Origin of the sequence: Micromonospora sp. NPDC002717, from assembly GCF_040295705.1 — a bacterium.
In the GTDB taxonomy this organism is placed as follows: domain Bacteria; phylum Actinomycetota; class Actinomycetes; order Mycobacteriales; family Micromonosporaceae; genus Micromonospora.
Genome location: NZ_JBEOVW010000003.1, coordinates 360,984 through 383,915, shown reverse-complemented (window position 1 = coordinate 383,915; position 22,932 = coordinate 360,984). Strand labels below are relative to the sequence as shown.

At 74.9% G+C, this 22,932-nt stretch carries 20 protein-coding genes, 2 pseudogenes and 1 riboswitch; of the genes and pseudogenes, 14 read left to right on the top strand and 8 right to left on the bottom strand.

The window, feature by feature from the left end; translation table 11 throughout:
- Positions 1-352: 352 nt before the first annotated feature.
- Positions 353-550 (bottom strand): hypothetical protein, encoded by a 198-nt coding sequence (locus ABT006_RS08190; RefSeq protein WP_350704134.1) that lies wholly within the window; start codon positions 548-550, stop codon positions 353-355.
- A gap of 247 nt (positions 551-797) precedes the next feature.
- Positions 798-906: riboswitch (TPP riboswitch) on the top strand.
- On the opposite strand from ABT006_RS08190, the gene thiE reads away from it, so the two are divergent.
- The 7 genes from thiE (at position 901) to thiC (ending at position 6,767) form a co-directional block, all read left to right on the top strand.
- Positions 901-1,527: a thiamine phosphate synthase gene (gene thiE, locus ABT006_RS08185; protein WP_350704132.1), complete on the top strand. Its 627-nt coding sequence runs from the start codon at positions 901-903 to the stop codon at positions 1,525-1,527. (Overlaps the previous riboswitch by 6 nt.)
- Positions 1,521-2,714 (top strand): glycine oxidase ThiO, encoded by a 1,194-nt coding sequence (thiO, locus tag ABT006_RS08180; RefSeq protein WP_350704130.1) that lies wholly within the window; start codon positions 1,521-1,523, stop codon positions 2,712-2,714. Before thiE ends, thiO begins: the two co-directional genes overlap by 7 nt.
- Positions 2,705-2,905 (top strand): sulfur carrier protein ThiS, encoded by a 201-nt coding sequence (gene thiS, locus ABT006_RS08175; protein ID WP_132230919.1) that lies wholly within the window; start codon positions 2,705-2,707, stop codon positions 2,903-2,905. Before thiO ends, thiS begins: the two co-directional genes overlap by 10 nt.
- A gap of 4 nt (positions 2,906-2,909) precedes the next feature.
- A complete protein-coding gene (locus tag ABT006_RS08170) occupies positions 2,910-3,680 on the top strand; it encodes a thiazole synthase (RefSeq protein WP_350704128.1) in 771 nt (256 codons plus the stop codon).
- Between the two features lie 68 nt (positions 3,681-3,748).
- On the top strand, positions 3,749-4,372 hold the full coding sequence (locus tag ABT006_RS08165) for a thiamine phosphate synthase (RefSeq protein ID WP_350704173.1): 624 nt from the start codon (positions 3,749-3,751) through the stop codon (positions 4,370-4,372).
- Positions 4,369-5,157: a bifunctional hydroxymethylpyrimidine kinase/phosphomethylpyrimidine kinase gene (gene thiD / locus ABT006_RS08160; protein WP_350704126.1), complete on the top strand. Its 789-nt coding sequence runs from the start codon at positions 4,369-4,371 to the stop codon at positions 5,155-5,157. Before ABT006_RS08165 ends, thiD begins: the two co-directional genes overlap by 4 nt.
- A gap of 17 nt (positions 5,158-5,174) precedes the next feature.
- Positions 5,175-6,767 carry a phosphomethylpyrimidine synthase ThiC gene (gene thiC, locus ABT006_RS08155; protein ID WP_350704124.1) on the top strand — a complete coding sequence of 531 codons (1,593 nt, stop codon included), beginning with the start codon at positions 5,175-5,177 and terminating at the stop codon, positions 6,765-6,767.
- Positions 6,768-6,827: 60 nt separating this feature from the next.
- Here thiC and ABT006_RS08150 read toward each other — a convergent pair whose 3' ends face one another.
- The 4 genes and pseudogenes from ABT006_RS08150 to ABT006_RS08135 all read right to left on the bottom strand — a co-directional run bounded on the left by ABT006_RS08150 (position 6,828) and on the right by ABT006_RS08135 (position 11,711).
- Positions 6,828-9,596: a hypothetical protein gene (locus ABT006_RS08150; RefSeq protein ID WP_350704122.1), complete on the bottom strand. Its 2,769-nt coding sequence runs from the start codon at positions 9,594-9,596 to the stop codon at positions 6,828-6,830.
- 76 nt (positions 9,597-9,672) lie between these two features.
- A pseudogene (locus tag ABT006_RS08145) lies at positions 9,673-9,946 on the bottom strand (cupin domain-containing protein).
- Between the two features lie 26 nt (positions 9,947-9,972).
- Positions 9,973-10,923 (bottom strand): LLM class F420-dependent oxidoreductase, encoded by a 951-nt coding sequence (locus ABT006_RS08140; RefSeq protein ID WP_350704171.1) that lies wholly within the window; start codon positions 10,921-10,923, stop codon positions 9,973-9,975.
- A gap of 2 nt (positions 10,924-10,925) precedes the next feature.
- On the bottom strand, positions 10,926-11,711 hold the full coding sequence (locus ABT006_RS08135) for an ABC transporter ATP-binding protein (RefSeq protein ID WP_350704120.1): 786 nt from the start codon (positions 11,709-11,711) through the stop codon (positions 10,926-10,928).
- Between the two features lie 312 nt (positions 11,712-12,023).
- On the opposite strand from ABT006_RS08135, the gene ABT006_RS08130 reads away from it, so the two are divergent.
- Positions 12,024-13,052, top strand: coding sequence for an ABC transporter substrate-binding protein (locus ABT006_RS08130; protein WP_350704118.1), 1,029 nt, complete (start codon positions 12,024-12,026; stop codon positions 13,050-13,052).
- 181 nt (positions 13,053-13,233) lie between these two features.
- Positions 13,234-14,049 (top strand): ABC transporter permease, encoded by an 816-nt coding sequence (locus ABT006_RS08125; protein WP_350704169.1) that lies wholly within the window; start codon positions 13,234-13,236, stop codon positions 14,047-14,049.
- A 173-nt stretch (positions 14,050-14,222) separates the two neighbouring features.
- Here ABT006_RS08125 and ABT006_RS08120 read toward each other — a convergent pair whose 3' ends face one another.
- Entirely contained in the window at positions 14,223-15,404 is a 1,182-nt protein-coding gene (locus ABT006_RS08120) for an ABC transporter substrate-binding protein (RefSeq protein ID WP_350704116.1), read from the bottom strand.
- Between the two features lie 449 nt (positions 15,405-15,853).
- Here ABT006_RS08120 and ABT006_RS08115 point away from each other — a divergent pair, with 449 nt between their 5' ends.
- From ABT006_RS08115 to ABT006_RS08100, 4 genes are all read left to right on the top strand, one after another.
- Positions 15,854-18,988 (top strand): sensor histidine kinase, encoded by a 3,135-nt coding sequence (locus ABT006_RS08115; protein ID WP_350704114.1) that lies wholly within the window; start codon positions 15,854-15,856, stop codon positions 18,986-18,988.
- The gene (locus ABT006_RS08110; RefSeq protein ID WP_067359650.1) at positions 18,985-19,392 is read left to right on the top strand and encodes a roadblock/LC7 domain-containing protein; all 408 of its coding nucleotides are present in this window, start codon (positions 18,985-18,987) and stop codon (positions 19,390-19,392) included. Before ABT006_RS08115 ends, ABT006_RS08110 begins: the two co-directional genes overlap by 4 nt.
- 86 nt (positions 19,393-19,478) lie before the next feature.
- Positions 19,479-19,844, top strand: a complete 366-nt coding sequence (locus tag ABT006_RS08105) for a DUF742 domain-containing protein (protein ID WP_350704113.1) — start codon at positions 19,479-19,481, stop codon at positions 19,842-19,844.
- Positions 19,825-20,448 carry a GTP-binding protein gene (locus tag ABT006_RS08100; RefSeq protein ID WP_350704111.1) on the top strand — a complete coding sequence of 208 codons (624 nt, stop codon included), beginning with the start codon at positions 19,825-19,827 and terminating at the stop codon, positions 20,446-20,448. Before ABT006_RS08105 ends, ABT006_RS08100 begins: the two co-directional genes overlap by 20 nt.
- A 66-nt stretch (positions 20,449-20,514) precedes the next feature.
- Here ABT006_RS08100 and ABT006_RS08095 read toward each other — a convergent pair whose 3' ends face one another.
- Both ABT006_RS08095 and nirD read right to left on the bottom strand, forming a co-directional pair.
- A complete protein-coding gene (locus ABT006_RS08095; RefSeq protein WP_350704110.1) occupies positions 20,515-21,603 on the bottom strand; it encodes a uroporphyrinogen-III synthase in 1,089 nt (362 codons plus the stop codon).
- A pseudogene (nirD, locus tag ABT006_RS08090) lies at positions 21,604-21,955 on the bottom strand (nitrite reductase small subunit NirD).
- Between the two features lie 211 nt (positions 21,956-22,166).
- Between nirD and ABT006_RS08085 the strand changes: the two are divergent.
- Positions 22,167-22,883: a methyltransferase domain-containing protein gene (locus ABT006_RS08085; protein WP_350704108.1), complete on the top strand. Its 717-nt coding sequence runs from the start codon at positions 22,167-22,169 to the stop codon at positions 22,881-22,883.
- The last annotated feature ends 49 nt before the right edge of the window (positions 22,884-22,932 follow it).

The window sequence follows — 22,932 nt, the reverse complement described above, 5'->3', positions numbered from 1 at the left end:
GTCGGCCGCCGCCCCCCCCCCACCCCCCGCCCCCCCCGGCCCCCCCCCCCCCGCGGGGGGGGGTCGGCGCCCGCCCGGCCCCTGACCGGGCCGGGCGGGGGGGCGATGCTTCCACGGGTGGAACACCGCGGACCTCTCCCACCCCGGGAGACAGCCCTGGTGTTCCACCCGTCCCCATTGCTCGGCGCATGGCCGTTCCAGCTTGGCCGTTGTGGGGTGTGCGCTGCGGCGCCCCGCCGGTGTGGACGTTCGTCGGCGGGTGGAACGCCAGGGCTGTCACCGTGGGTGGTTGACCGACCTGGCGTTCCGCCGTCGACGCGTTCGCGGAGGGCGGCGGCGACGAGGCGTACCGTCAGGTTCCGGTGCCGGAGCACGTCGTCGGCGGTGAGAGCCGTAACCGGGTCTCCATCGGAGACTCACTCAGGGGCTCGGCCAGCGCGAGCACCTCCCGCAGCAGCGGCAGCCCGGGCCAACGACGACGAGTGTCGGCGTACGCCGACAGCGCCGGCAGTTTGACCACCCGGCGGTGCAGCAGCGCGTCGACGGCCACCAGAGCCTCGTCGCGCGGCGCCTGTCGACCGAGGTCGAACGGGTCAGCAGGCCGTCGGCGACGGCGGCGCTCGCCCGGAACGGCAGGAAGGCCAGGCGCGGCGGTACCCGGGCGGGGGAGGGCATCCGCACAGCATCGCGTGACGGGTCGGTCACGTGCCGCCCCGATCGTCGGCTTCGGACGGTCGGTGTGAAATCCGCGTCCCGCCCTTGGCGGATCCGGCGATCCGTCGTACGGTGACACGCGCAAGTGACCCACGGGAGCCCGGTGCACCGGGCTGAGAGGGGGGCTGAGAGCCCCCGACCGTCGAACCTGATCCGGGTAATGCCGGCGCAGGGAGGAGTGTTGCCGTGCCGTCCCTTGGGCGACTGCATCTGATCACCGACACCCGACCCGGGCGGGATCCACTGGCCGTGCTGCGGGCCGCCCTCCCGGTGGCCCGCGCCGAACTGGTCGTGCAGGTCCGCGTCACCGACGACGCCACCGACCGGGAGGCGTACGACCTGGCCCGCCGGGTGGTCGCGCTCTGCGCGCCGTACGACGTCCCCTGCCTCGTCAACGACCGGCTGCACGTGGCGCTGGCGGTGGGTGCCGCCGGCGGGCACGTCGGCGCGGCGGACCTGCCGGTCGGGGCGGCCCGCCGGGTGCTCGGCGCGACCGCCGTGCTCGGGGCCACCGCCCGCGAGCCGGGGACGGCCGCCGAGGCGGTCGCCGCCGGGGCCAGCTACCTGGGCGTGGGTCCCTGCCACGCCACGAGCACCAAGACCGGCCTGCCGGCGCCGATCGGCCCGGCCGGGGTGCGCGCCGTCACCGCCGCCGTGGACGTGCCGGTGGTCGCGATCGGCGGGGTGACCGCCGCGAACGCGCCCGCGCTGCTGGCCGCCGGGGCGTACGGGGTGGCGGTGGTGGGGGCGCTCTCCGGGGCGGCCGATCCGGCCCGGGCGACGGCGGAGCTGCTGGGAGCGCTGGGGTGCTGAGCCGGCCGGACGTCGCCGTGGTGGGGGCGGGACCGGTCGGGCTGGCGATCGCCTGGCGCTGCGCGGCGCGCGGCCTCCGGGTCGCCGTGCACGACCCCGCCCCCGGGTCCGGCGCGTCGCACGTCGCCGCCGGGATGCTCGCCCCGGTCGCCGAGGCGTACTTCGGCGAGCACGAGCTGACCGGGCTGCTGACCGCCTCCGCCGCCCGCTGGCCGGCCTTCGCCGCCGAACTGACCGCCGCCACCGGCGCGGACGTCGGCTACCGCACCGAGGGCACGCTGATGGTCGGGCTCACCGCCGACGACCTGGCCGAGGCGCGCCGGCTGTGGGCGTACCAGCAGGGTCTCGGGCTGCCGGTGACGCCGCTGCGCCCCTCGGCGCTGCGCGACCGCGAGCCGGCGTTGGCGCCCCGGGTGCGCGGCGGCGCGCTCGCCGCCACCGACCACCAGGTCGACCCGCGCCGGCTGGTGCCGGCGCTGCGCACGGCCGCCGAGCGGGCCGGCGCCACGCTGGTGCCCGCCGCCGTGCGCGATCTGTCCGAGGTGGATGCCCGCGTCACGGTGGTCGCGGCCGGCTGCGGGGCGGCGGCCCTGACCGGGCTGCCGGTGCGGCCGGTGAAGGGCCAGGTGCTACGGCTCCGCGCGCCCGGCGGCGGCGCGCCGGGCTTCCGGCACGTCATCCGGGGGTACGCCGACGGCGAGCACGTCTATCTTGTGCCCCGCGACGGCGGGGAGGTGGTGGTGGGCGCCACCGTCGAGGAGCGCGCCGACACCGACGTCTCCGCCGGGGCGGTGCTGCGCCTGCTCCGCGCCGCCGTCGACCTGCTGCCGGAGCTGGCCGAGTACGACCTCGTCGAGACCCTCGCCGGCCTGCGCCCCGGCACCCCGGACAACGCCCCCGTCCTCGGCCCGCTGCCCGGTCGGCCGGGCGTGCTCGCCGCGACCGGTCACCACCGGCACGGCATCGTGCTCACCCCCCTCACCGCCGACCTGATCGCCGACCTGGTCGTCACCGGTACGGCGGACCCGCTGCTCGCCCCCTTCACCCCGGACCGGTTCGCGCCGGGCGCCACCGCCGATCCGGCCGGCACCGCCGGACAGGCCGGCAGCGCCGGGCCGGTGGTCCGGGCCGCCGCCGACGGCCGCTCCGGCGCCTTCGCACCCGAGGAGGAACACCCGTGGAACTGACGGTGAACGGCGCCGGGCGCAGCCTGCCCGGCGGCTCGACCGTCGCGGACCTGGTCCGCGCGGTCACCGACCAGCAGCGCGGCCTCGCCGTCGCGGTCAACGGGGAGGTCGTGCCGCGTACCGGCTGGCCGGCGACCGTGCTGCGCGACGGCGACCGGGTCGAGGTGCTCAGCGCCGCCCAGGGCGGGTGACGCGGTGAGCCTCGACCTGGGCGGCGTGCGCCTCACGTCCCGGCTGATCCTCGGCACCGGCGGCGCGGCCAACCTGCGCGTGCTGGAGGACGCGATCCGCGCCTCCGGCACCGAACTGGTCACCCTGGCCCTGCGCCGCGTCGACACCGCCCCCGGCACCGCCGGCGGGCTGCTGGACCTGCTCGACCGGTGCGGGGTGCGGCTGCTGCCGAACACCGCCGGCTGCTACACGGCGGGCGAGGCGGTCAAGGTGGCCCACCTGGCCCGGGAGGCGTTCGGCACCGACTGGGTGAAGCTGGAGGTGATCGGCGACGAGCGCACGCTGCTGCCCGACGGGGTGGAGCTGCTGCGCGCCGCCGAGGCACTCGTGGCGGACGGGTTCGTGGTGCTGCCGTACACGTCGGACGACCCGATTCTGGCGCGGCGGCTGGCCGACGTCGGCTGCGCCGCGGTGATGCCGGCGGGCGCGCCGATCGGCTCCGGCCTGGGCGTGTCGAACCCGCACCACATCCGGCTGATCCGGCAGAGCGTCGACGTGCCGGTGATCCTGGACGCCGGCATCGGCACCGCCTCCGACGCGGCGCTGGCGATGGAGCTGGGCTGCGACGCGGTGCTGCTGGCCAGCGCGGTCACCCGGGCCGCCGACCCGGTGGCGATGGCCACCGCGATGCGGTACGCGGTCGAGGCGGGGCGGCTCGCGTACGGGGCGGGCCGGATCGCCCGCCGCTTCCACGCCCTGGCCTCCACCCCCGACGACGGACGGCCGGACCTGTGACCCGCACCGGTGCCGTTCCGGCGGATCCTGGTACGCAAGCGCCCCCGACGGGGCCGTTTCCCACCAGGATCACGCGCGGGCCGTCCGGCGTCGTCCTGCTGACCGACCGGTGGCAGGCGCGGCGGCCACTGGCCGAGGTCGTCGCGCGGGCCGTCGCCGGGGGAGTGCGGTGGGTGGTGCTGCGGGAGCGGGACCTGCCCCGGGCCGAGCGCGCCGCCCTCGCCGTCGAGCTGCGTGCGATCCTCGCCGAGGTCGGCGGCACGCTGGTGGTGGCCGGCCCGGACCCGCTCGACGGGGACGCGGTGCACCTGCCGTCGGCCGGCCCGTACCCGCCGCCGCGCCTCGGCCTGGTCGGCCGCTCCTGCCACGACGAGGCCGAGTTGCGCCGCGTCACCAGCGAGGACTACGCGACCCTGTCGCCGGTCTTCCCCAGCCGCAGCAAACCCGGCTACGGCCCACCACTGCGCCCCGCGGGGCTCCGGGGGTTGATCGAGGCCAGCCCTGTGCCGGTCCTCGCGCTGGGCGGGGTGCAGACCCCGGAGCACCTGCACGCCTGCGTCGCCGCCGGAGCGGCGGGAGTGGCGGTGCTCGGCGCGATCATGCGCGCCGACGACCCGACCGAGGTCGCCGCCACGCTCACCGCCGCCTTCCGGTCGGCGGTCTCCCCGCCGCCTCGTCTGGGGGACCGATGACACCCACCACCGTGCTCACCATCGCCGGCTCGGATTCCGGCGGCGGCGCGGGCATCCAGGCCGACCTCAAGGTCTTCGCCGCCCTCGGCGCGTACGGCACCAGCGTGATCACCGCGGTCACCGCGCAGAACACGAGGGGCGTCGACGCCGTCCTGCCGCTGCCGCCGCGCACGGTCACCGAGCAACTCGACAGCGTGCTCGCCGACTTCGCCGTGCGGGCCGTCAAGACGGGCATGCTGGCCACCCCGGCCATCGCCGACGCGGTCGCCGGCGCCGCCCGGGACGGTCGGCTGCCGCACCTCGTCGTCGACCCGGTGCTCGTCGCCACCAGCGGGCACCGGCTGGGCGCGGTCGCCGCAGTCGAGCGGCTGCTGCCGTACGCCCGGGTGGCGACGCCGAACTGCGACGAGGCGGCGGCCCTCATCGGACGCCCGGTGACCACGGCCGAGGAGATGGTGGCCGCCGCCGAGGCGCTGGCCGCCGGCGGGCCGGAGCACGTGGTGGTGACCGGCGGCGACGTGGACTGCGACGGCGAGGCGGTCGACGTGCTGCACGGCGACGGGGTCACCACGGTGCTCCGCGCGCCCCGGGTCGTCACCCGGCACAACCACGGCACGGGGTGCTCGTTCTCGGCGGCGGTCGCTGTCCGGCTGGCGCTGGGCGACCCGGTGCCGACGGCGGTCGCCGCCGCCAAGGCGTACGTCTTCCGCGCGCTGACCGGCGGGCGGGACTGGGAGTTGGGCGCGGGACGCGGCCCGCTGGACCACTTCGGGTGGTCCGCATGAGCACAGGGGAGGCAGTCATGCAGACACGTCGCAAGGTCCACGTGGAGGGGTCCCGGCCGGATGTCCGGGTGCCCTTCGCCGAGGTGGAGCTGACCGGCGACAACGCGCCGGTCCGGCTCTACGACACCTCCGGGCCCGGGTCCGACCCGGAGGTCGGGCTGCCGCCGTTGCGCGGGCCGTGGATCGCCGAGCGCGGGGACGTGGCCCCGGTGCGCGGCGCGGGCACGCCGCTGGCCGGGGCGCACGGGAAGCGCCCGACACAGCTCGCGTACGCCCGGGCGGGGGTCGTCACGCCGGAGATGGAGTTCGTGGCGATCCGGGAGGGCATGGCGCCGGAGTTCGTCCGGGACGAGATCGCCGCCGGGCGGGCGGTGCTGCCGCTCAACGTCAACCACCCCGAGTGCGAGCCGGCGATCATCGGCAAGGCGTTCCTGGTCAAGGTGAACGCCAACATCGGCACCTCGGCGGTCACCTCCTCGGTCGCCGAGGAGGTGGAGAAGCTGACCTGGGCGACCCGGTGGGGCGCGGACACGGTGATGGACCTGTCGACGGGCAAGCGGATCCACGAGACCCGTGAGGCGATCGTGCGAAACTCGCCGGTGCCGATCGGCACCGTGCCGATCTACCAGGCGCTGGAGAAGGTCGGCGGCGACCCGGTGAAGCTGAGCTGGGAGGTGTTCCGGGAGACCGTCGTCGAGCAGGCCGAGCAGGGCGTCGACTACATGACGGTGCACGCGGGGGTGCTGCTGCCGTACGTGCCGCTGGCGGTGGACCGGGTCACCGGGATCGTGTCGCGGGGCGGCTCGATCATGGCCGCCTGGTGCCTGGCCCACCACGAGGAGAACTTCCTCTACACGAACTTCGCCGAGCTGTGCGAGATCCTGGCCCGCTACGACGTGACGTTCTCGCTCGGCGACGGGCTGCGCCCCGGCTCGATCGCGGACGCCAACGACGAGGCGCAGTTCGCCGAGCTGCGCACCCTGGGCGAGCTGACGAAGGTGGCCTGGGAGCACGACGTACAGGTGATGATCGAGGGCCCGGGACACGTGCCCATGCACAAGATCAAGGAGAACGTGGACCTCCAGCAGGAGTGGTGCCACGAGGCGCCGTTCTACACGCTCGGCCCGCTGACCACGGACATCGCCCCGGCGTACGACCACATCACCTCGGCGATCGGCGCCGCCATGATCGGCATGTTCGGTACCGCGATGCTCTGCTACGTGACCCCGAAGGAGCACCTCGGGCTGCCGGACCGGGACGACGTGAAGGCCGGCGTGATCGCGTACAAGATCGCGGCGCACGCGGCCGACCTGGCCAAGGGGCACCCCGGCGCGCAGGCGTGGGACGACGCGCTCTCCAAGGCGCGGTTCGAGTTCCGGTGGGAGGACCAGTTCAACCTCTCGCTGGACCCGGAGACCGCGCGGTCGTACCACGACGCGACCCTGCCCGCCGAGCCGGCGAAGACGGCCCACTTCTGCTCGATGTGCGGGCCGAAGTTCTGCTCCATGAAGATCACCCAGGAGCTCAAGGAGTACGCGGCGCGCGGCATGAAGGACAAGTCGGAGGAGTTCGTCTCCTCGGGCGGCCGGGTCTACCTGCCGCTGGCCTGACCCGAAGCGGCGGCCCGCCCCGTGGTGCCGGGGCGGGCCGCCGCTCGGGCAGGGGCCGGGTCAGTCGCGATGGTGGCGGCCGGTGGACCGCAACGACCGCCGACCGCTCCCCTGCTCGGGCTCGTTGTCCGCGGTCGGACCGCTCAGGCCGGCGACCCAGTCCACGTATTCCTCGTCCTGTGCCGTCAGCGGCTCGGACTCCCGGTCCGCCGGAGCGTCCTCGGCCCGGGACCGGTTGCGCCGGAACAGCCCCAGCCGACCACGTGTCCGGCCCTCGGGCTGCTCGGCCGGGCCGCCCGACGCCGCGCCGTCGGCCGGCGTCTCGGGCGCCTCGGCGGCAGCGGTCCCGTTCCCCGATGCGGCGTCCACCGGCGCCGGCGTGGGGCCCCCGGGTCGCGCGGTGGCGAGGGCGTCCCAGTTCGCCGCCCGGGCCAGGTCGGGCAGCGGGGCCCGGTGCCGGGGCCGGGGCGCCGGCTCGGGCGTGGGCCCCGCAGCGGCCGGGCGGGGCGCGTCGAGGGCGTCGTCGGGCCCGACCCGGGGCGCTGTCGGCCACGCCGGTCCGGACTGCCAGGGCGGCCGGAACGCCCGATCCGGCTCGCCGACCCGCCCGGTCGCCGGCTCGTCGGCGGGGAAGAGTGGCACCGCGTGCGGATCGCTGGCGTCCGGCTCGTGGGAGTTGGCCCTGGACGTCGTGCCGAACAGGTCGGTGGCCCCGGCGGTCGGGGCGGCTCCGTCGATCCGCTCCGCTCCGTCGATCCGCTCCGCTTCGGCGGCCGGACCGACTTGGGTGGTGGAACCGAGTTCGCTGGTCGGACCAGGTTCGGTGGCCGGCCCGGCTTCGCTGGTCGGACCGACTTCGGTGGTCGGACCCACCTCGGTGATCGGGGCCGGGCCGGCGGCACTGCTCGCCGTCTGAGCGGTCGTGTCGGCCCCGGCGGGCCCTGTCCCTGCCGCAGCGGTGGTCGCTGCCGCGGCCCCAGCCCCGGGGCGCGGCGTCGCCGGTGGGGGAGCCGGATCGGCGGGGGAGTCGATGACTGCGGGCGTCGGGTCGGCGCTATTCGCCGCCGCGGCCGCCGGCTGTTTCGTCGACCGGGGCTTGCGGGTGCGGCGGGGCTTGGGGGCGGCCGGGACGGCCGGCGGCGCGGGGGGCGGGGCGGCCTCGACCGCAACCGGTGGGTGCTCGCCCGCAGCCGTACCGGCCTGGGCGCCCTTGTCAGCGCGGTCCTGCCTGGCGGCGGGCACGGCCTCCACCGGGGGCGGCGATCCGGCCGCTCCCGTCGCGTCCGTAACCGCCGGTACCGGCGATCCCGCCGTATCCGTCGCCGCTGGCGACTCGGCCGATCCCGGCACATCCGTCGCCGTCGATGACTCGGCAGCGGCCACCGCATCCGTTGTCGTCCGCGACCTGGCCGGGTGTGCCGCTTCGGCGACCGTCGGGGCCGGCGATCGCGGCGGGGGCACCGTATCCGTCGCTGGGTGCGCCGCGTCCGTGATCGTCGGGGGTGGTGATCCGGTAGCGGGCGCGGCGTCTGTTGTCGCCGGTGACCCGGCTGCCTGCGCCGCGTCCGTGACCGTCGGAGGTGGCGACCCGGCAGAGGCCAGCGCGTCCTTGATCGGCGAGGATGGCGACTCGGCAGAGGCCGCCGCGTCCGTGACCGCCGGGGGCGGCGTTCCCGCGGCCCGGTCCGGGGCCACGGAAGTCGGGGCCGGAGCGGCGGCGGGTGTCGTCGGGACGGTGCCGTCGGCCGGCCAGTCCCAGTGCGCCGGGACGGCCCGGGGCGGCGGGGCGTCGTCGCCGGCGGTCCCGCCGGAGTCCGTACCCCCATGCCGGTCGGCGGCGACGCGCCCGGCGTCGGCCAGGTCGACCGTCGCCGGCTCGTCGGCCCCGGCGGCCGGCTCCGGGGCGTGCGGCAGCGCCCCGGCGGGCAGCGGGCGCAGGATGTCGGTCGGCTCGATGGCGCCGCCGGGGGCGGTGCGCGTGACGAGCGGCCAGCGCAGCAGCGCGGCGGCGGCCGAACCGAGCGCGCCGGTGGCCACCGCGAACAACGCCCCGTAGTACGGCGTGAGCTGGTAGCGGTCGGTCGCGTCGCCCGGACCGGCGGTCAGGTATGCGAACGCCACCAGCACCGGACCCACCACCCCGATCGTGCCGCTGACCAGCGGCGGGTGGCCGCGCCACCGGGCCAGCCCGCCGGTCGCCGCGCCGGCGAGCAGCGCCACCAGGGGCAGGATCACCAGGGCCAGTCGCTGGGCCGCGCCGGCGTCGAGCCAGGCCGGCTCCAGCACCCCGAGTCGTACGCTGGGCAGCGGCCCGGTCGAGGCGACCGACGGCGCCGTCGACAGCAGCGCCAGCAGCCAGACCGCGCCCGCGACCGCCGCCATGTTCCATCCCACCGGCGGCCGGAGCAGGACGGCGAGTGCGGCGCCCGCGCCGGCCAGCGCGCCGAGGATGGCGCAGATGCCGACGGCCCAGACCGGGTCCATCGCGACGAGTTCGGCGGCCCGGGCGGGCTGCATGCAGAGCGGCGCGACGACGGTCGCGCCCAGCGCGGCGCCGCTGGCGACGGCGAGGTGGCGGCCGGTGCCGGCCACCATGCCGTCCCGGCGGGCGAGGCGTTCGGTGAGCACCGCGCCGACCACGGCGGCGCTGGCGGCGAACCAGCCCGCCCAGACGAGCTGGGCCGGCCAATGGTTGACGGTGGCGCCGGTGAAGGTGCCGGCGAGCCGGACAATGCCGAAGCCGAACGCGACGCCGAGCTGACCGGCCCCGGCCAGCAGGCTCACCCCGAGCGCCGTGAGCAGCAGTCTGCCCCAGGTCCGATAGGCCATGTCCGGCACGTTACGCACCTGTTGGGCAGGTCGCCACCGGCGCGCCGCGAGCGGGGTCGACCCGCCCGGCCAGCGGTTACTTCAGCTCGACCAGCCGCGGCAGGCACGTCGTGTCGCCGACGTTGGTCGACATGTGCACGGCGCCCGGGTCCCGGTGGACCACCCCGCCGGTCGGCTCGTCGGCGTCGATCGCGGTCCCGTCGATCGTCTGCACGACGTCCTTCGCGCCCTGGACCGCCACCATCAGGTACGGGTGGTCGTGCCGGTGCAGCGGCTGCTGCTCGCCCCGGCTCCAGCCGGATGTGCCACACCCGGACCCGGTCGTTCCCGTACACGATCTCCTGGCCCACCGGGCCGAGTTAGAGCTGCGCGTCGGTCACCGGGTTGCGTCCAGCCGAGGGAGCACCTCGGCGGCGATGAGCTCCAGGTGGTCGAGGTCCGCGAGGTCGATCAGCCGAAGGTGCACCCGCGTGGCGCCGATCGCGGCGAACTCCCCGATCCGGTCGACGAGCTGCGCGGGCGAGCCGACCACCGGGTCCTCCGGCGGCAGCGCGCTCTTGACGTGCAGCGGGGCGGCCCGGCGCTGCGCCTCGGCGTCGGTACGGCCGATGGCGACCAGGATCCCGGCGGAGAGCGTCAGCGGGCCGCGCCCCGAATCGGCCCGGCCGGCCCGGTCGCAGGCCTCCCGCACCCGCTCGTACGCCTCGGCGGTCTCGTCGACGGCCTTGAACGGCACGTTGAACTCGTCGGCGTACCGGGCGGCGAGGTCGGGGGTGCGCTTCGGGCCGCGTCCGCCGACGATGACCGTCGGCCCGGGCACCTGCACGGGCTTCGGCAGCGCGGGGGCGTCGACCAGCCGGTAATGGTCGCCGGTGAAGCTGTACGTCCCGCCCGGCGGGGTCCGCCACAGCCCGGTGATGACCTCCAGCTGCTCGGCCAGCCGGTCGAAGCGCTCGCCGATCCGCGGGAACGGGATGCCGTAGGAGTTGTGCTCCCGCTCGTACCAGCCGGCGCCGATGCCCAGCTCGACCCGGCCGCCGCTCATCTGGTCGACCTGGGCCACCATCACCGCCAGCGGGCCGGGCAGCCGGAAGGTCGCCGACGTGACCAGGGTGCCGAGCCGGATCCGGGTGGTCTCCCGGGCCAGTGCGGCCAGGGTCAGCCAGGCGTCGGTCGGGCCGGGCAGCCCCGGCTCGTCGCCCATCGCCTGGTAGTGGTCGGCGCGGAAGAAGCCGTCGAACCCGCCGGCCTCGGCCAGCCGGGCGAAGCGGAGCTGGTCGTCGTAGGTGGCGCCCCGGTGCGGCTCCGTGAAGACGGTGACCCGCATGCTCATCGCCCCTCAGTGCCGGCCGCCGCCGGCAGGTCCCGCTCCATGAGGAGCTCGTGCAGGTCGGCGCTGACCCGGGCGACGTCCGCCAGGTGCGCGTTGCGGCCGAGCGTGCGCGGCCGGGGGATGTCCACGTCGACCACCTTGCGGATCCGGCCGGGCCGGGGGCTGAGCACGACCACCCGGTCGGCCAGCAGCACCGCCTCGTCGATCGAGTGGGTGACGAAGACGACGGTGGCCTGGGACTCCATGTGCACCCGCTGGAGTTCGCCGGAGAGTTCCTCGCGGGTGAGCGCGTCGAGCGCGGAGAACGGCTCGTCCATCAGCATCACCCGGGGCTCGCCGATCAGCGACCGGCACAGCGAGACCCGCTGCTGCATGCCGCCGGAGAGCTCGTGCGGCAGCCGCTTCTCGAAGCCGCCCAGCCCGGCGAGTTCCAGCAGCTCCCGGGCCCGTTCGCGGTGCTTCGCCCGCTTCCAGCCGAAGATCTCCACGGGGAGCAGGACGTTGTCCAGCACGGTGCGCCAGGGGAGCAGGGCCGGCCGCTGGAACAGCATGGCGATGTCGGGGCGGGGCCTGGTGATCGGCGTACCGGCCACGGTGATCTCGCCGTCGGACACCGGCAGGAGGCCGGCGATCAGGCGCAGCAGCGTGGACTTGCCGCACCCGGAGCGGCCGAGCACCGCCACGAACTCGCCATCGGCGACGTGCAGGTCGATGCCGCGCAGCGCCTCCACCCGGCCACTGCGGCCGTCGAAGGTGCGGGACACCCCGGACAGGCGGATCATCTCCGGCGGCCTCCCTGAGTCTGTGATCAGCAGTCGCGGCACAGGGTATCCGGCCTGCCCGCATGTCGCATCGTCCGGGGTGGATCACCTGGCCGATCCGCAGTGGATGGCGGCGAGCCGTCACGGGCGGACACGAGTTGTGTCCGTACCGCAACCCGATACGGCTGGCACCGCAAAGGTTGTTTTCTCGTACGCTGTGCCCGCGATGGATCCCCTCACGACGGTGGAGCCGGCAACCCCTCCGCCGGCCCGCCGGACAACCCCCACCGGGCGGCGGCGAGCCGTACCGGTCGGAAAGGACATGGTGTACTGATGAGAAGGCTGACCCGTACGGTCGCCACAGCCGCGCTGGCCACCGCCCTCGCCCTGGTCTCCGCGTGCAGCGGCTCGGACTCCGGCGACGACGCCAAGGGCGGCAACGGCGGGGCGCTGGAGAAGGTGACCTACCTCACCTCGTTCGGCAACTTCGGCCGTGACTCCTACGCCTGGGTGGCGAAGGAGAAGGGCTTCTTCAAGGAGGCCGGGTTCGACGTCGAGATCAAGCCGGGGCAGGGCACCGGCATGGTGATCCAGACGATCGTCGGCGGGCAGGCCGACTTCGGCCCGATCGACCTCACCGGTGGCCTGCTCCAGTTCGGCAACGGCCAGGCCAAGGACTTCGTCGCGGTCGCCGCCATCCAGCAGCGCACCATGGCCGCCATCGCGACCGTCGAGGGCAAGGGCATCGCGTCGCCGAAGGACCTGGAGGGCAAGAAGCTCGCCGACACCCAGGGCTCCGTCGTCCGCAACCTCTTCCCGACGTACGCCCGGATGGCCGGCGTGGACGCCACCAAGGTGACCTGGGTCAACGGCGACGCGCAGACGCTGATGGGCACCCTCGCCTCCGGCACGGTGGACGGGATCGGCCAGTTCGTCGTCGGCCAGCCCACCATCGAGACGGTGACCAAGAAGAAGGCCGTCCTGCTGCCGTACAGCAACGTGATGCAGGACCTCTACGGCAACGTGCTGATCACCTCCTCCAAGATCGCCAAGGAGAAGCCGGAGATGGTCAAGCGGTTCACGCAGGCCCTGATGAAGGGCCTCGAGTACTCGCTGACCAACCCGCAGGAGGCGGGCAACATCCTGAAGAAGAACGTCGACGCCGCCAACCCGGCTGCCGCCGCCGCTGAGCTGCAGCTGATGGCCGGCTACGTGCGGTCCAGCAACTCCGGCACCCAGCTCGGCACGCTGGACAGCGGCCGGGTGGCCAAGAGCATCGCGATCCTGCAGGGCGCGGGCCAGCTCAAGCAGAACATCACCCCCGACCAGATCATCGACTTCAGCCTCGCGCCGAAGGCCTGATCGACGCCGACAGTGCGGCGGGGGTGTGACCCATCGGGATGACCGGAGGGCGCACCCCCGCCGCGTGCCGGCCCTGGCCGGCAGGAGAGGAGGACCCGTGACGGAGACGACAGGTACCCGGTCCGACCCGACCGAGGCGGGGCGCGAGGCCGTCGCTCCGGCCCCGGCCGGCGCGCCCGGGGTGGCGACGCCCACCACGCCGCCGGTTGCGGCGGCCGCCCGCCGGTCCGGCGTACGCCCGGCGGCGGTCGGCCTGCCGCTGCTCGGCGCGCTGATCGCGCTGATCGTCTGGTGGCTGGTCACGTCGGTGCTGGAGCTGGTGCACCCGGCGTCCCTGCCGCCGCCGCAGGCGGTGTGGAGATCGTTGACGGCGTCGACCGACGTGCTGCTGCCGGCGCTGGGGGTGACCACCCTGCTGACGCTGGTCGGCTTCCTGCTCTCGGCGGTCGCCGGGGTGCTGATCGGGATGGCGCTGGCCGCGTCCCGCCGCGTCGAGCGGATGTTCGCGCCGCTGCTCGTGGCGGTCAACGCGGTGCCGAAGATCGCCCTCGGCCCGCTGCTGGTGGTCTCGGTCGGCTGGGGGGAGAAGCCCATCCTGACCATGGTGTTCCTGCTGTGCTTCTTCCCGATCGTGCTCTCCACCGCGACGGGTCTCACCACCACCCCGGCGGACCTGGCCGAGCTGGCCAGGTCGCTGAACGCGTCGTGGTGGCAGGCGTTCCGCAAGGTGCGCTTCCCGGCCGCGCTGCCGCAGGTCTTCGTGGGCCTCAAGGTGGCGATGCCGCTGGCCGCGATCGGCGCGGTGATCGGCGAGTTCTACTCGGACAAGCCGGGGCTGGGCTACCAGATCCTGCAGTACAACGGCATCGGCGACACCGCGACCGCCTGGGCGGCGATCGTGCTGATCGCGCTGATGAGCATCCTGCTCTACAGCGCTCTCTCCCTGGTCGAGCGGCTCGCGCTGCCCTGGGTCCGGGCCACCACGTCGGCCCGGTGACCCACGGTGGACCGGTGACCCGGGTTCGACCGGTGACCGCGGACGTCTACCGGTGACCCGGCGTCGACCGATGGCCCGCTAGACCAGCCAAGGTGTGGCCCGCCGTACCCGGCGCAGGGATCAAGCCTGACCGCCCGGAGCCGGGTACGGCGGGCCACACCGCCCCACCACCCTCACCCCGCGAGGCGCCACCGGCCGTTGCGGGCGACCAGGGTGGTCAGGGCCTGCGGCATCAGGCCGGAGTGGTTGTCCGGCGTCATCCGGATCGGGCCGGACAGGCCGTCCATCTGCGACGTCTCCAGCACGTCGCGGATGCCGTCGCGGTCCACCCGGCCGGGCTCGCCGCCGGCGCGCAGTTCGGCGTCGGCGATGAGCTGCACGGCGTCGGCCGCGAACGAGGACGAGCCGTTGTAGCCGCCGAAGCGGGCGGTGTAGTCCTGGAACCACTGCCGGCGGGCCGCCTTCGCCGGGGTGGTGGCGATGACGTCGTCGATCACCATGGTCTGGGTGAAGACCATGGTCGCCCGCTCGGTCGCCCGGGCGGCGGTGCCGAGGAAGAGGTCGCCGGCGGCCGCCGCGTCGAAGAAGAGCGATCCCTTGAACTTGGCCTGCTGGGCCGCGGTGGCGGCGAGCGCCGCCTGCTCCGGCGAGGTCCACACCACCAGCGCGTCCGGCTCGTCCTCGGTCAGCGCCTTGATCTGCTCGCCGACCTCGGTGTCGGTGGTCTTGACCGATTCCGCGCCCGGTGGCTTGATGCCGCTCTTCGCGAACTCGCTGCGCAGCGCGGCCAGCCCCTCGCGGCCGTAGTCGTCGTCGCTGTACAGCACGCCGGCCGTCTTGACGCCCTTGCGTTGCATCTCGACGGCGAGGGCGGCGGCGCTGTCGGCCGCGTTGGGGGCGAGCTTGAACACGTACCGCCGGTCGGCGATCGGGCTGGACACCGCGCCGGACGAGGCGAGGGCAATGGTGGGAATTCGCTTCTCGTTGATGGTCCGGACGGCGCCGACCGCGCATTCGTTGCAGCCGCCCATGATGATCGCGCTGACTTGCGAATCGGCGCTGAAGTCACCGATGTTGCGCAACGACTCGGCCGGGTCCGACCGGTTGTCCTTCACCTTGAGTTCGATCCTCCGGCCGTTCAGCGCGCCCGAGGAGTTAAGTTGCTCGATCTTCAGTTCCAACGCCCGCTGGTACGCCTTGCCGGCGGTCGCCGCCGCGCCGGAGAGTTCGAGGTCCGCCGCGATGACGATGGGACTGGTGTCCTGCTCGTCCGCGCCGAACTGGCAGCCGGTGAGCGTGGTGGCCAGCACGGCCGATGCGAGCGCCGCGGCGGTCGCGGAGCGGATGGTGCTCAACTCAGTCCTCCAGATGCGGCCCGGGGCGCTGCCCGGTCACCGCCGGGTTGTTTCCGTCCTCAGTGGAGGAACGGTATCGGTCTGCCGTACGGTGTGCGCGAAGCCTGCAAAACCTTGCCAACGCCGGGCCCTGTGGTCAAGCGCGCACGTCGGAGCCGTTTCGGGACGCGCATCCCACATGGTGGGGCTGCGAGAAGTTTGCCGGCGCTCACTAATCCGACACGGATGACCACTCTGGAGTTACATGCCCTGTTCACGGGCATGAAGAATTGAAGGTATTAGTTGACCGGATCACGGGATGCGTGCCCTCCGACCGTTTCTTTCCCCACTGCGGCTTCCCAAACTGGATCGCTTCTGATGAAATCGCGGCCGTGCCGCGTGTGGCGCAGTCCGCTGCACCGGGCGCGAGTCGGCGGGGCAGGCGTGGAAGAAACGACGGAGGCGATGTCGTGAGCACCGGACCGACGACCCTGCCCGGCGGCGGCGGCGAGAGCGAGCAGTCGAAGCGCCGGAGGATGCCCCGGCTGCGCGACGCGCGGATCCGCTCCAAGCTCGCGCTGATCCTGGTGGTGCCGGTCGCCGCGGTGATCGCGCTGGCCACCGTCCGGCTCATCTCCGTCGGCGAGGGCGCCCTGGACGCGACCCAGGCCCGGGCCGTCACGGCGCTCTCCATCGACATCTCCGCGATGACCCAGGACCTGCACGCCGAGCGGATGGCGGCGTCCGCCTTCCTGGCCGCGCCGCAGCAGAAGGCCGACGCCTACAACCTGCGGGTGCGCAGCACCGACGCGCGGATCGACGCCTACCGGGCGGAGCGCGGGCGGATCGGCGAGGTGCCGGCCGCCGTCCGGAACCGGCTGGCCACCATCGACGAGCACCTGGAGACGCTGGCCGCCACCCGGCAGAAGGTGCTGGACCGCCAGCAGATGGCGGTCGCCGAGGCGGCGCTGCGCTACGGGGTCATCATCACCGACCTGGTCGCGTACGGCGACGGGCTCGCCCAGCTGCCCGGCGAGGAGCGGCTGGCCGACGCCCGGCGTGCGGTCGCCGCGTTCGCCCGCGCCAAGGCGGCCGTCGCCGAGGAGCAGTCGGTCGCCTTCACCGCGCTGAGCGCCGGCTCGCTCGACGAGGAACAGTTCTCCTCCTTCGTCGCCACCCTGACCAGCCAGCAGGAGGCGCTGCTCGCCTTCTCCCTGGCCGCCGACCCGACCCAGCGCGCCCTCGTCGACGGCACCGTCTCGGGCGACGCGGTCACCCTCGCCGACCGGGTCGCGGCCGACATCACCCGCTCGGTCGGGCAGCGCCCGCTGGTGACCGCCCAGGAGGCCACCGCCGCCTTCGGCGCGGTCAACGACCTCATGCGGTGGGCCGAGATCCGGCTCCAGGACCGGCTGCTCGACCAGGCCGACCAGGCCCGCGCGGACGTCATCCGGCAGGCCGTCGTCGAGTCGGTGCTGGTGCTGCTCACGCTCGCCATCGCGGTCAGCCTCGCCGTGGTGCTGGCCCGCTCGCTCAACCGCTCGCTGCGCCGGCTGCGGGAGGGCGCCCTCTCGGTGGCCAACCACGACCTGCCGGACGCGGTGAAGCGGCTCCAGAACGTCGGCAACGTCGGCGACGGCGGCGTCGACGAGATCGTCCGGGAGGTGCGCGACCCGATCCGGCTCGACAGCCGCGACGAGGTCGGGCAGGTGGCGCTCGCCTTCAACGTCGTGCACCGCGAGGCGGTCCGCGTGGCCGCCGAGCAGGCCGCGCTGCGCACCAGCGTCTCGGCGATGTTCCTCAACCTGGCCCGGCGCAGTCAGACCCTGGTCGACCGGATGATCGGCGAGCTGGACGCGATCGAGCGCGGCGAGGAGGACCCGAAGCGGCTGGCGCAGCTCTTCGAGCTGGACCACCTCGCCACCCGGATGCGCCGCAACGACGAGAACCTGCTCGTCCTGGCCGGCGCCGACTCGGCCGTGCCGCGCCGCGACGACGCCCTTCTGGTGGACGTGCTGCGCGCCGCGCAGTCCGAGGTCGAGCTCTACAACCGGATCGAGTTCGGCACCGTCGACACCGACATCTCGGTGGCCGCGCACGCGGTCAACGACGTGGTCCGGCTGGTCGCCGAGCTGCTCGACAACGCCACCCGCTTCTCGCCGCCGACGACGACCGTGGTCGCCGACGGCCGGCGCATCCGGGACTACGTGCTGATCCAGGTGGAGGACCGGGGCCTCGGCCTGACCGACGAGCAGTTGGACTCGCTGAACCGCCGGCTGGCGGCCCCGCCGAGCGTCGACGTCGCGGCGTTCCGGCTGATGGGTCTGGCCGTGGTCAGTCGGCTCGCCTCCCGCTACGGCATCCGGGTGGAGCTGCGCCGCAACGTGGAGGGCGGCACCGTCGCCCAGGTGACGCTCCCCGCCGCGACGGTGGTGCTGCCGCAGCTCCCCAGCCGCGACCAGCAGATCACCCGGCCCCGGCAGCCGCTCGCCGTCGAGCAGACGCCGCTCACCCCTGTCGGTCTCGGCGAGCCGCTCGCCGGAACGGGGCGTACCGCCACCCTCACCGACCAGTGGCGGTCCGCGCCGGCGCCGTGGCAGGCGCCCGAGCAGGCGCGGGACGCCGCGTCCCCGGTGCAGGCCGGCGGCCTGACCGGGACGCCGTCGGCCCCTCCGGCGACGCCGGCCCAGCCGACCTTCACCGGCGGTGGGGTCTCGGTCGGCACGCCGACCGTCGCCTACCCCGCGGTCGAGCCGCTGCCCAAGCGTGTCCCCGGGGCGGAGGCCACCGCGCCGGCCGCACCGGTGCTGCCGGCCGGCCCGACCGCCGGCCAACCGGCCACCACCCCGCTGCCGGCCGGCCCCGCCGCGGCCGGCGGATTCGGAGCAGGCGCGGGCCGCGGCCTCGGGGCCAACCTGGCTGCCACCGCCCCGACCGCGCCGATCACACCGGCCGCGCCGATCACCCCGCGCGCCGAGCTGCCGGCCGAGGCGCCCATCTTCCGCGAGATGGAGGCGGTGTGGTTCCGCTCGCACGGCAACGACGCCACCGCCATCTTCACCCGCCCGGACTTCAGCCAGCCGCCGCAGGCCCAGCCGTCCGCCGGCCAGCCGGCCGCGGCCCAGCCGACGACGGGCGAGTCGCGCCCGCCACGGCTGCCCACGCGTACGCCGGGCAGCACGGCCACCCCGCCGCCCGCGCAGCCGCCGCCGGCGTACACCCCGCCGGCCCCGGCCCCGGCGCGGCCCGTGACGCTGGACGCGACCCCCGCGACGCCGGCCGCGACGCCGGTCGCGGACCCGCCGACGGCGGCGCCCGCGGCGGACGCGGACGCCTGGCGGACGGCGGCCGACGAGGGCTGGTCCCGGGCCAGCCGGGCCGCGGAGCCGGCCGCCGCCGGCACCACCCGGTCCGGGCTGCCCAAGCGGGTGCCGCAGGCGCAGCTCGTGCCCGGCGGGATCGAGCCCCAGGGCGGCCGCGACCGTAGCCGGCGCACCCCCGACGAAGTACGGGGTCTGTTGTCGGCCTACCACCGCGGCGTGCAGCGCGGCCGGGCGGCCGGAACGGACCAGAACAGCACCTCGACCAAGGAGACGAGTCGATGAACAGGCCAGCGGCCATGCAGGACATGAGTTGGTTGCTCACCAACTTCGCCGACAGCGTGGCGGGTATCGCCCACGTGGTGGCGGTGTCCGCCGACGGGCTGCTGCTCGCCTCCTCGCGGGACCTGCCCGCGGACCGGGCGGACCAGCTCGCGGCGATCACCTCGGGCGTGGTCAGCCTGACCGAGGGCGCCGCCCGGATGTTCAGCGCCGGCGGTGTGCTGCAGACGGTCATCGAGATGGACAGCGGCTACCTCTTCCTGATGTCGATCAGCGACGGCTCGTCGATGGCGGTGCTGGCGGCCCGCAGCTGCGACGTCGGGCAGGTGGGTTACGAGATGGCGCTCCTGGTGGAGCGGGTCGGCGCGGCGCTGGTGCCGCTGCCCCGGGACGCCGTGCGGTCGTAGGCGGGTTGCGACGCGGGCTCCGCGTCGGCGAGGGACGAGGAGACCGGTGCCACAAGGGCCCGGCCGGGAAAGGGAGGTGATCGCGGATGGACCAACGGCGCGCGGACCCGCGCGGCGCGCTGGTACGGCCGTACGCCGTCACCCGCGGTCGGACCGAGGCGCAGATGGACATCGCCCTGGAGGCGGTCCTGTCGGCCACCCCAACCCAGGTCGCGGAGTCCCGCTTCGCGGGGCACGACAAGCACCGCATCGCCACCGTCTGCGAGGGGCGGGCGCAGTCGCTGGCCGAGATCGCCGCATACACCCGGATGCCGCTGGGCGTCACCCGGGTGCTGGTCGCCGACATGGTGGCCGAGAGCCTGCTGACGCTACACACTGCCGCTCCCGCCGAGGGGTTCGAGGAGCGGATGGAAATCCTTGGAAGGGTGCTAAGTGGACTTCGCAGGCTATGACCCCGCCGGGGCCCGCCAGAGCCGGGGAATCATCTCCGCGAAGATCGTGGTCGCGGGCGGCTTCGGCGTGGGAAAGACGACCCTGGTCGGCGCGATCTCGGAGATCACCCCGCTCAGGACCGAGGCGGTGATGACCGCGGCCGGGGTCGGCATCGACGACCCGTCCAAGGTGCCGGGGAAGCAGACCACCACGGTCGCCATGGACTTCGGCCGGATCACCATGGCCGAGGACCTGATCCTGTACCTCTTCGGCACGCCCGGCCAGACCCGGTTCTGGTTCATGTGGGACGAGATCATCAAGGGGGCGGTGGGCGCGGCCGTCCTCGTGGACACCCGCCGGATCACCGACGCCTTCGCGCCGCTGGACTACTTCGAGAACCGCAGGCTGCCGTACGTGGTGGCGTTGAACCGGTTCGACGGCGCGCCGCAGTACGAACTGGAGGAGGTCCGGGAGGCGCTGGCCATCTCGCCGGACGTGCCGCTGGTGTTGACCGACGCCCGGCACCGGGAGTCGGTCAAGCAGGTGCTGGTGACCGTCGTGGAGCACGCCATGATCCGCCTCCAGTCCGAGCACGGCCGCGGCTTCCCGGCTCGGGTCGGCTGAGAACGGCCACGGCTGGACGGTGCCCGTGGCCGCCCCGGTGCGGGCGGCAGGGGCCGCCCCGCCGCGTCAGTCGACCCGGAGCCGGTAGCCGCGCTTGACGACGGTCTGTACCACCCGGGGCGCCCGCAGCCCGGCGCGCAGCCGGGCGACCGCCATCTCCACCGCGTGCTCGTCGGCGCCGCGCGGCAGCGTCCGCAACAGCGCGGTCCGGGACAGCACCCGGCCGGGGGAGTGTGCCAGCGCCCGGAGCACGGCCATCGGCGCCGGGGCGAGCGGGCGCAGCTCGCCGTCGACCACGGCGGCGTGCCCGCGCAGGGTGAGCAGGTGGCCGGCCGCCCTCAGGGTGACCGTGCGGCGCGGCAGCTCGTCCACGATGGTCCGGACCAGGGCGCCCAGCCGCGCCCGGGACGGCGCGCTGACCGGCACCCCGCGCCGCAGCAGCGGCTCCGCGGTGACCGCCCCCACGCAACTGGCCAGCACGTCACGCCGGAACGCGTCCAGCACCGCGTCGCCGCGGTCCCCGGCGGCGCGCAGCAGCGCCTCCGCCGCCGGGGCCGAGGTGAACGTGACGGCGTCGACCAGCCGGCCGGCGACCAGGTCGATCAGGCGGTGCAGCGGGGCCGGGTCGGTCGGCGCCGCCCACCGGTAGACCGGCACCTCGATCACGGTGGCCCCGGCCGCCTCCAGCGCCGTCGTGCACTCCGGCTGCCGCTCGCCGTGCAGCTGCATGGCGATCACCTGCCCGGCGACGCCGCGCCGGCACAGGTGGTCGACCACCTCGTCGCAGCTCTCCGATTCCGGTGACCACTGGTCGTGCAGGCCGGCGGCGCGGATCGCCCCGCGCGCCTTCGGGCCCCGGGCCACCACGTACGCGCCGGCGAGGACGCCGCGCAGCGGCTCGGCCAGCCCCCAGCCCTCGGCGGCCGCCAGCCAGCCGCGCATCCCGATGCCGGTGTTGGCCATCAGGATGTCGGGTGGCCGGTCCAGGCAGGCCCGGGTGGCTTCGCGCAGGCCGGTGTCGTCGGCCAGCGGCACGATCCGCAGGGCCGGGGCGATCACCACCCGGGCGCCCCGCCGCCGGAGCAGCGCGGCGAGTTCGTCCCGCCGGCGGTCGGCGGTCACCCCGATGGTGAAGCCGGCCAGTTCGTCGCGCATTCACCCCTCCTGTCGCAGCCGCACCTCGACCAGACCGTCCCGGCAGTGCACCTCGTGCCGGGGCACGGCGACCCCGGGCAGGTCCAGACAGACCCCGGTGCGCAGGTCGTACGCCTGCTTGTGCAGCGGCGAGGCGACCGTCGGCACCCCCCCTCCGGCGGCCGACGACGCCTCTCGACAGCACGTACGCCCGGCCGACGGGGTCGAGGTTGTCGCGGGCGAACAGCCCGTCGGCGGTGTGGAAGAGGGCCACCTGCACGGCGTCGACCAGCGCCGCGACGCCCGGCTCGGGCTCCAGCCGGTCGAGCGGGCAGACGGGCCTCCAGGCGCGCGTCGTGGCGGCCGGGTCCATGGCGGTCGCCACCTCCCGGGGCCTCCGCTCCGGTCGAGTCGCGGCCCGTGCACCGTCCGTCATGCCGGCAAAGCGTGCCGGCGGGCGGTTTCCGGTCCGGGTCGCGTCTGTTTCGGTCCTGTCAAGAGCCCCGCACACCGCACGGAAGCGGCGAGCCGAATCGCGGCGCTTATGATGTGAGACAACTGTCCTGGGATCTGGGAGTTGCGACATGGGTGTGAGCGCGGCCTTCGACGCGGTGGCCGGCAGCTACGACGAGGCCCGCCGGCGGCTGGTGCCCTGCTTCGACGCGTTCTACGGCACGGCCGTGGAGGTGGCCGCGCCGCCGCTGCGGGCCGCGCTGGCGTCGGGGCGTACCCCCGAGGTGCTGGACCTGGGCGCGGGCACCGGGCTGCTGTCGCTGCTGCTCGCGGCGGCGGTGCCGGGGGTGCGGCTGACCCTGGTCGACGCCGCGCCGGCCATGCTCGCGGTCGCCGCCGAGCACCTGCGGGCCCGGTCGGTGCCACACCGCACGGTGACGGCCGACCTGGCCGACCCGCTGCCCGCCGGTCGCTACGACGCGGTGGTCAGCGCGCTGGCCATCCACCACCTCGACGATGCCGGCAAGCGCACGCTCTACCGGCGTGCGGCGGCGGCGCTGGTGCCCGGCGGCGTGTTCGTCAACGCCGAGCAGGTCGCCGGTCCGACCCCGGAGCTCGACCGGCGCTACCACGAGGTGTGGCTGGCGCAGGTCGCCGCGCTGGGCTCCGACGCCGAGGAGATCGCCGCCGCCGAGGGCCGGATGGCGTACGACCGGCCGGCGCCGGTCTCCGCGCAGTGCCGCTGGCTGGCCGAGGCGGGACTGGCCGACGTCGACTGCTTCTTCAAGCAGTGGCGGTTCGCCGTGTTCGGCGGCCGACGTGGGCCCGACGCCGAGGCGGCCGGCTGACCGGGCGGCCTCGGGGGCCGGACGTGTGGATGTGCGGGACTGTCGAGCT

Coding starts and splice junctions, on each gene's coding strand:
- thiD (WP_350704126.1), top strand. CDS start 4,369: ATGACACCCACCACCGTGCTCACCATCGCCGGCTCGGATTCCGGCGGC.
- thiC (WP_350704124.1), top strand. CDS start 5,175: ATGCAGACACGTCGCAAGGTCCACGTGGAGGGGTCCCGGCCGGATGTC.
- ABT006_RS08150 (WP_350704122.1), bottom strand. CDS start 9,596: ATGGCCTATCGGACCTGGGGCAGACTGCTGCTCACGGCGCTCGGGGTG.
- ABT006_RS08140 (WP_350704171.1), bottom strand. CDS start 10,923: ATGCGGGTCACCGTCTTCACGGAGCCGCACCGGGGCGCCACCTACGAC.
- ABT006_RS08135 (WP_350704120.1), bottom strand. CDS start 11,711: ATGATCCGCCTGTCCGGGGTGTCCCGCACCTTCGACGGCCGCAGTGGC.
- ABT006_RS08130 (WP_350704118.1), top strand. CDS start 12,024: ATGAGAAGGCTGACCCGTACGGTCGCCACAGCCGCGCTGGCCACCGCC.
- ABT006_RS08110 (WP_067359650.1), top strand. CDS start 18,985: ATGAACAGGCCAGCGGCCATGCAGGACATGAGTTGGTTGCTCACCAAC.
- ABT006_RS08105 (WP_350704113.1), top strand. CDS start 19,479: ATGGACCAACGGCGCGCGGACCCGCGCGGCGCGCTGGTACGGCCGTAC.
- ABT006_RS08095 (WP_350704110.1), bottom strand. CDS start 21,603: ATGCGCGACGAACTGGCCGGCTTCACCATCGGGGTGACCGCCGACCGC.
- ABT006_RS08085 (WP_350704108.1), top strand. CDS start 22,167: ATGGGTGTGAGCGCGGCCTTCGACGCGGTGGCCGGCAGCTACGACGAG.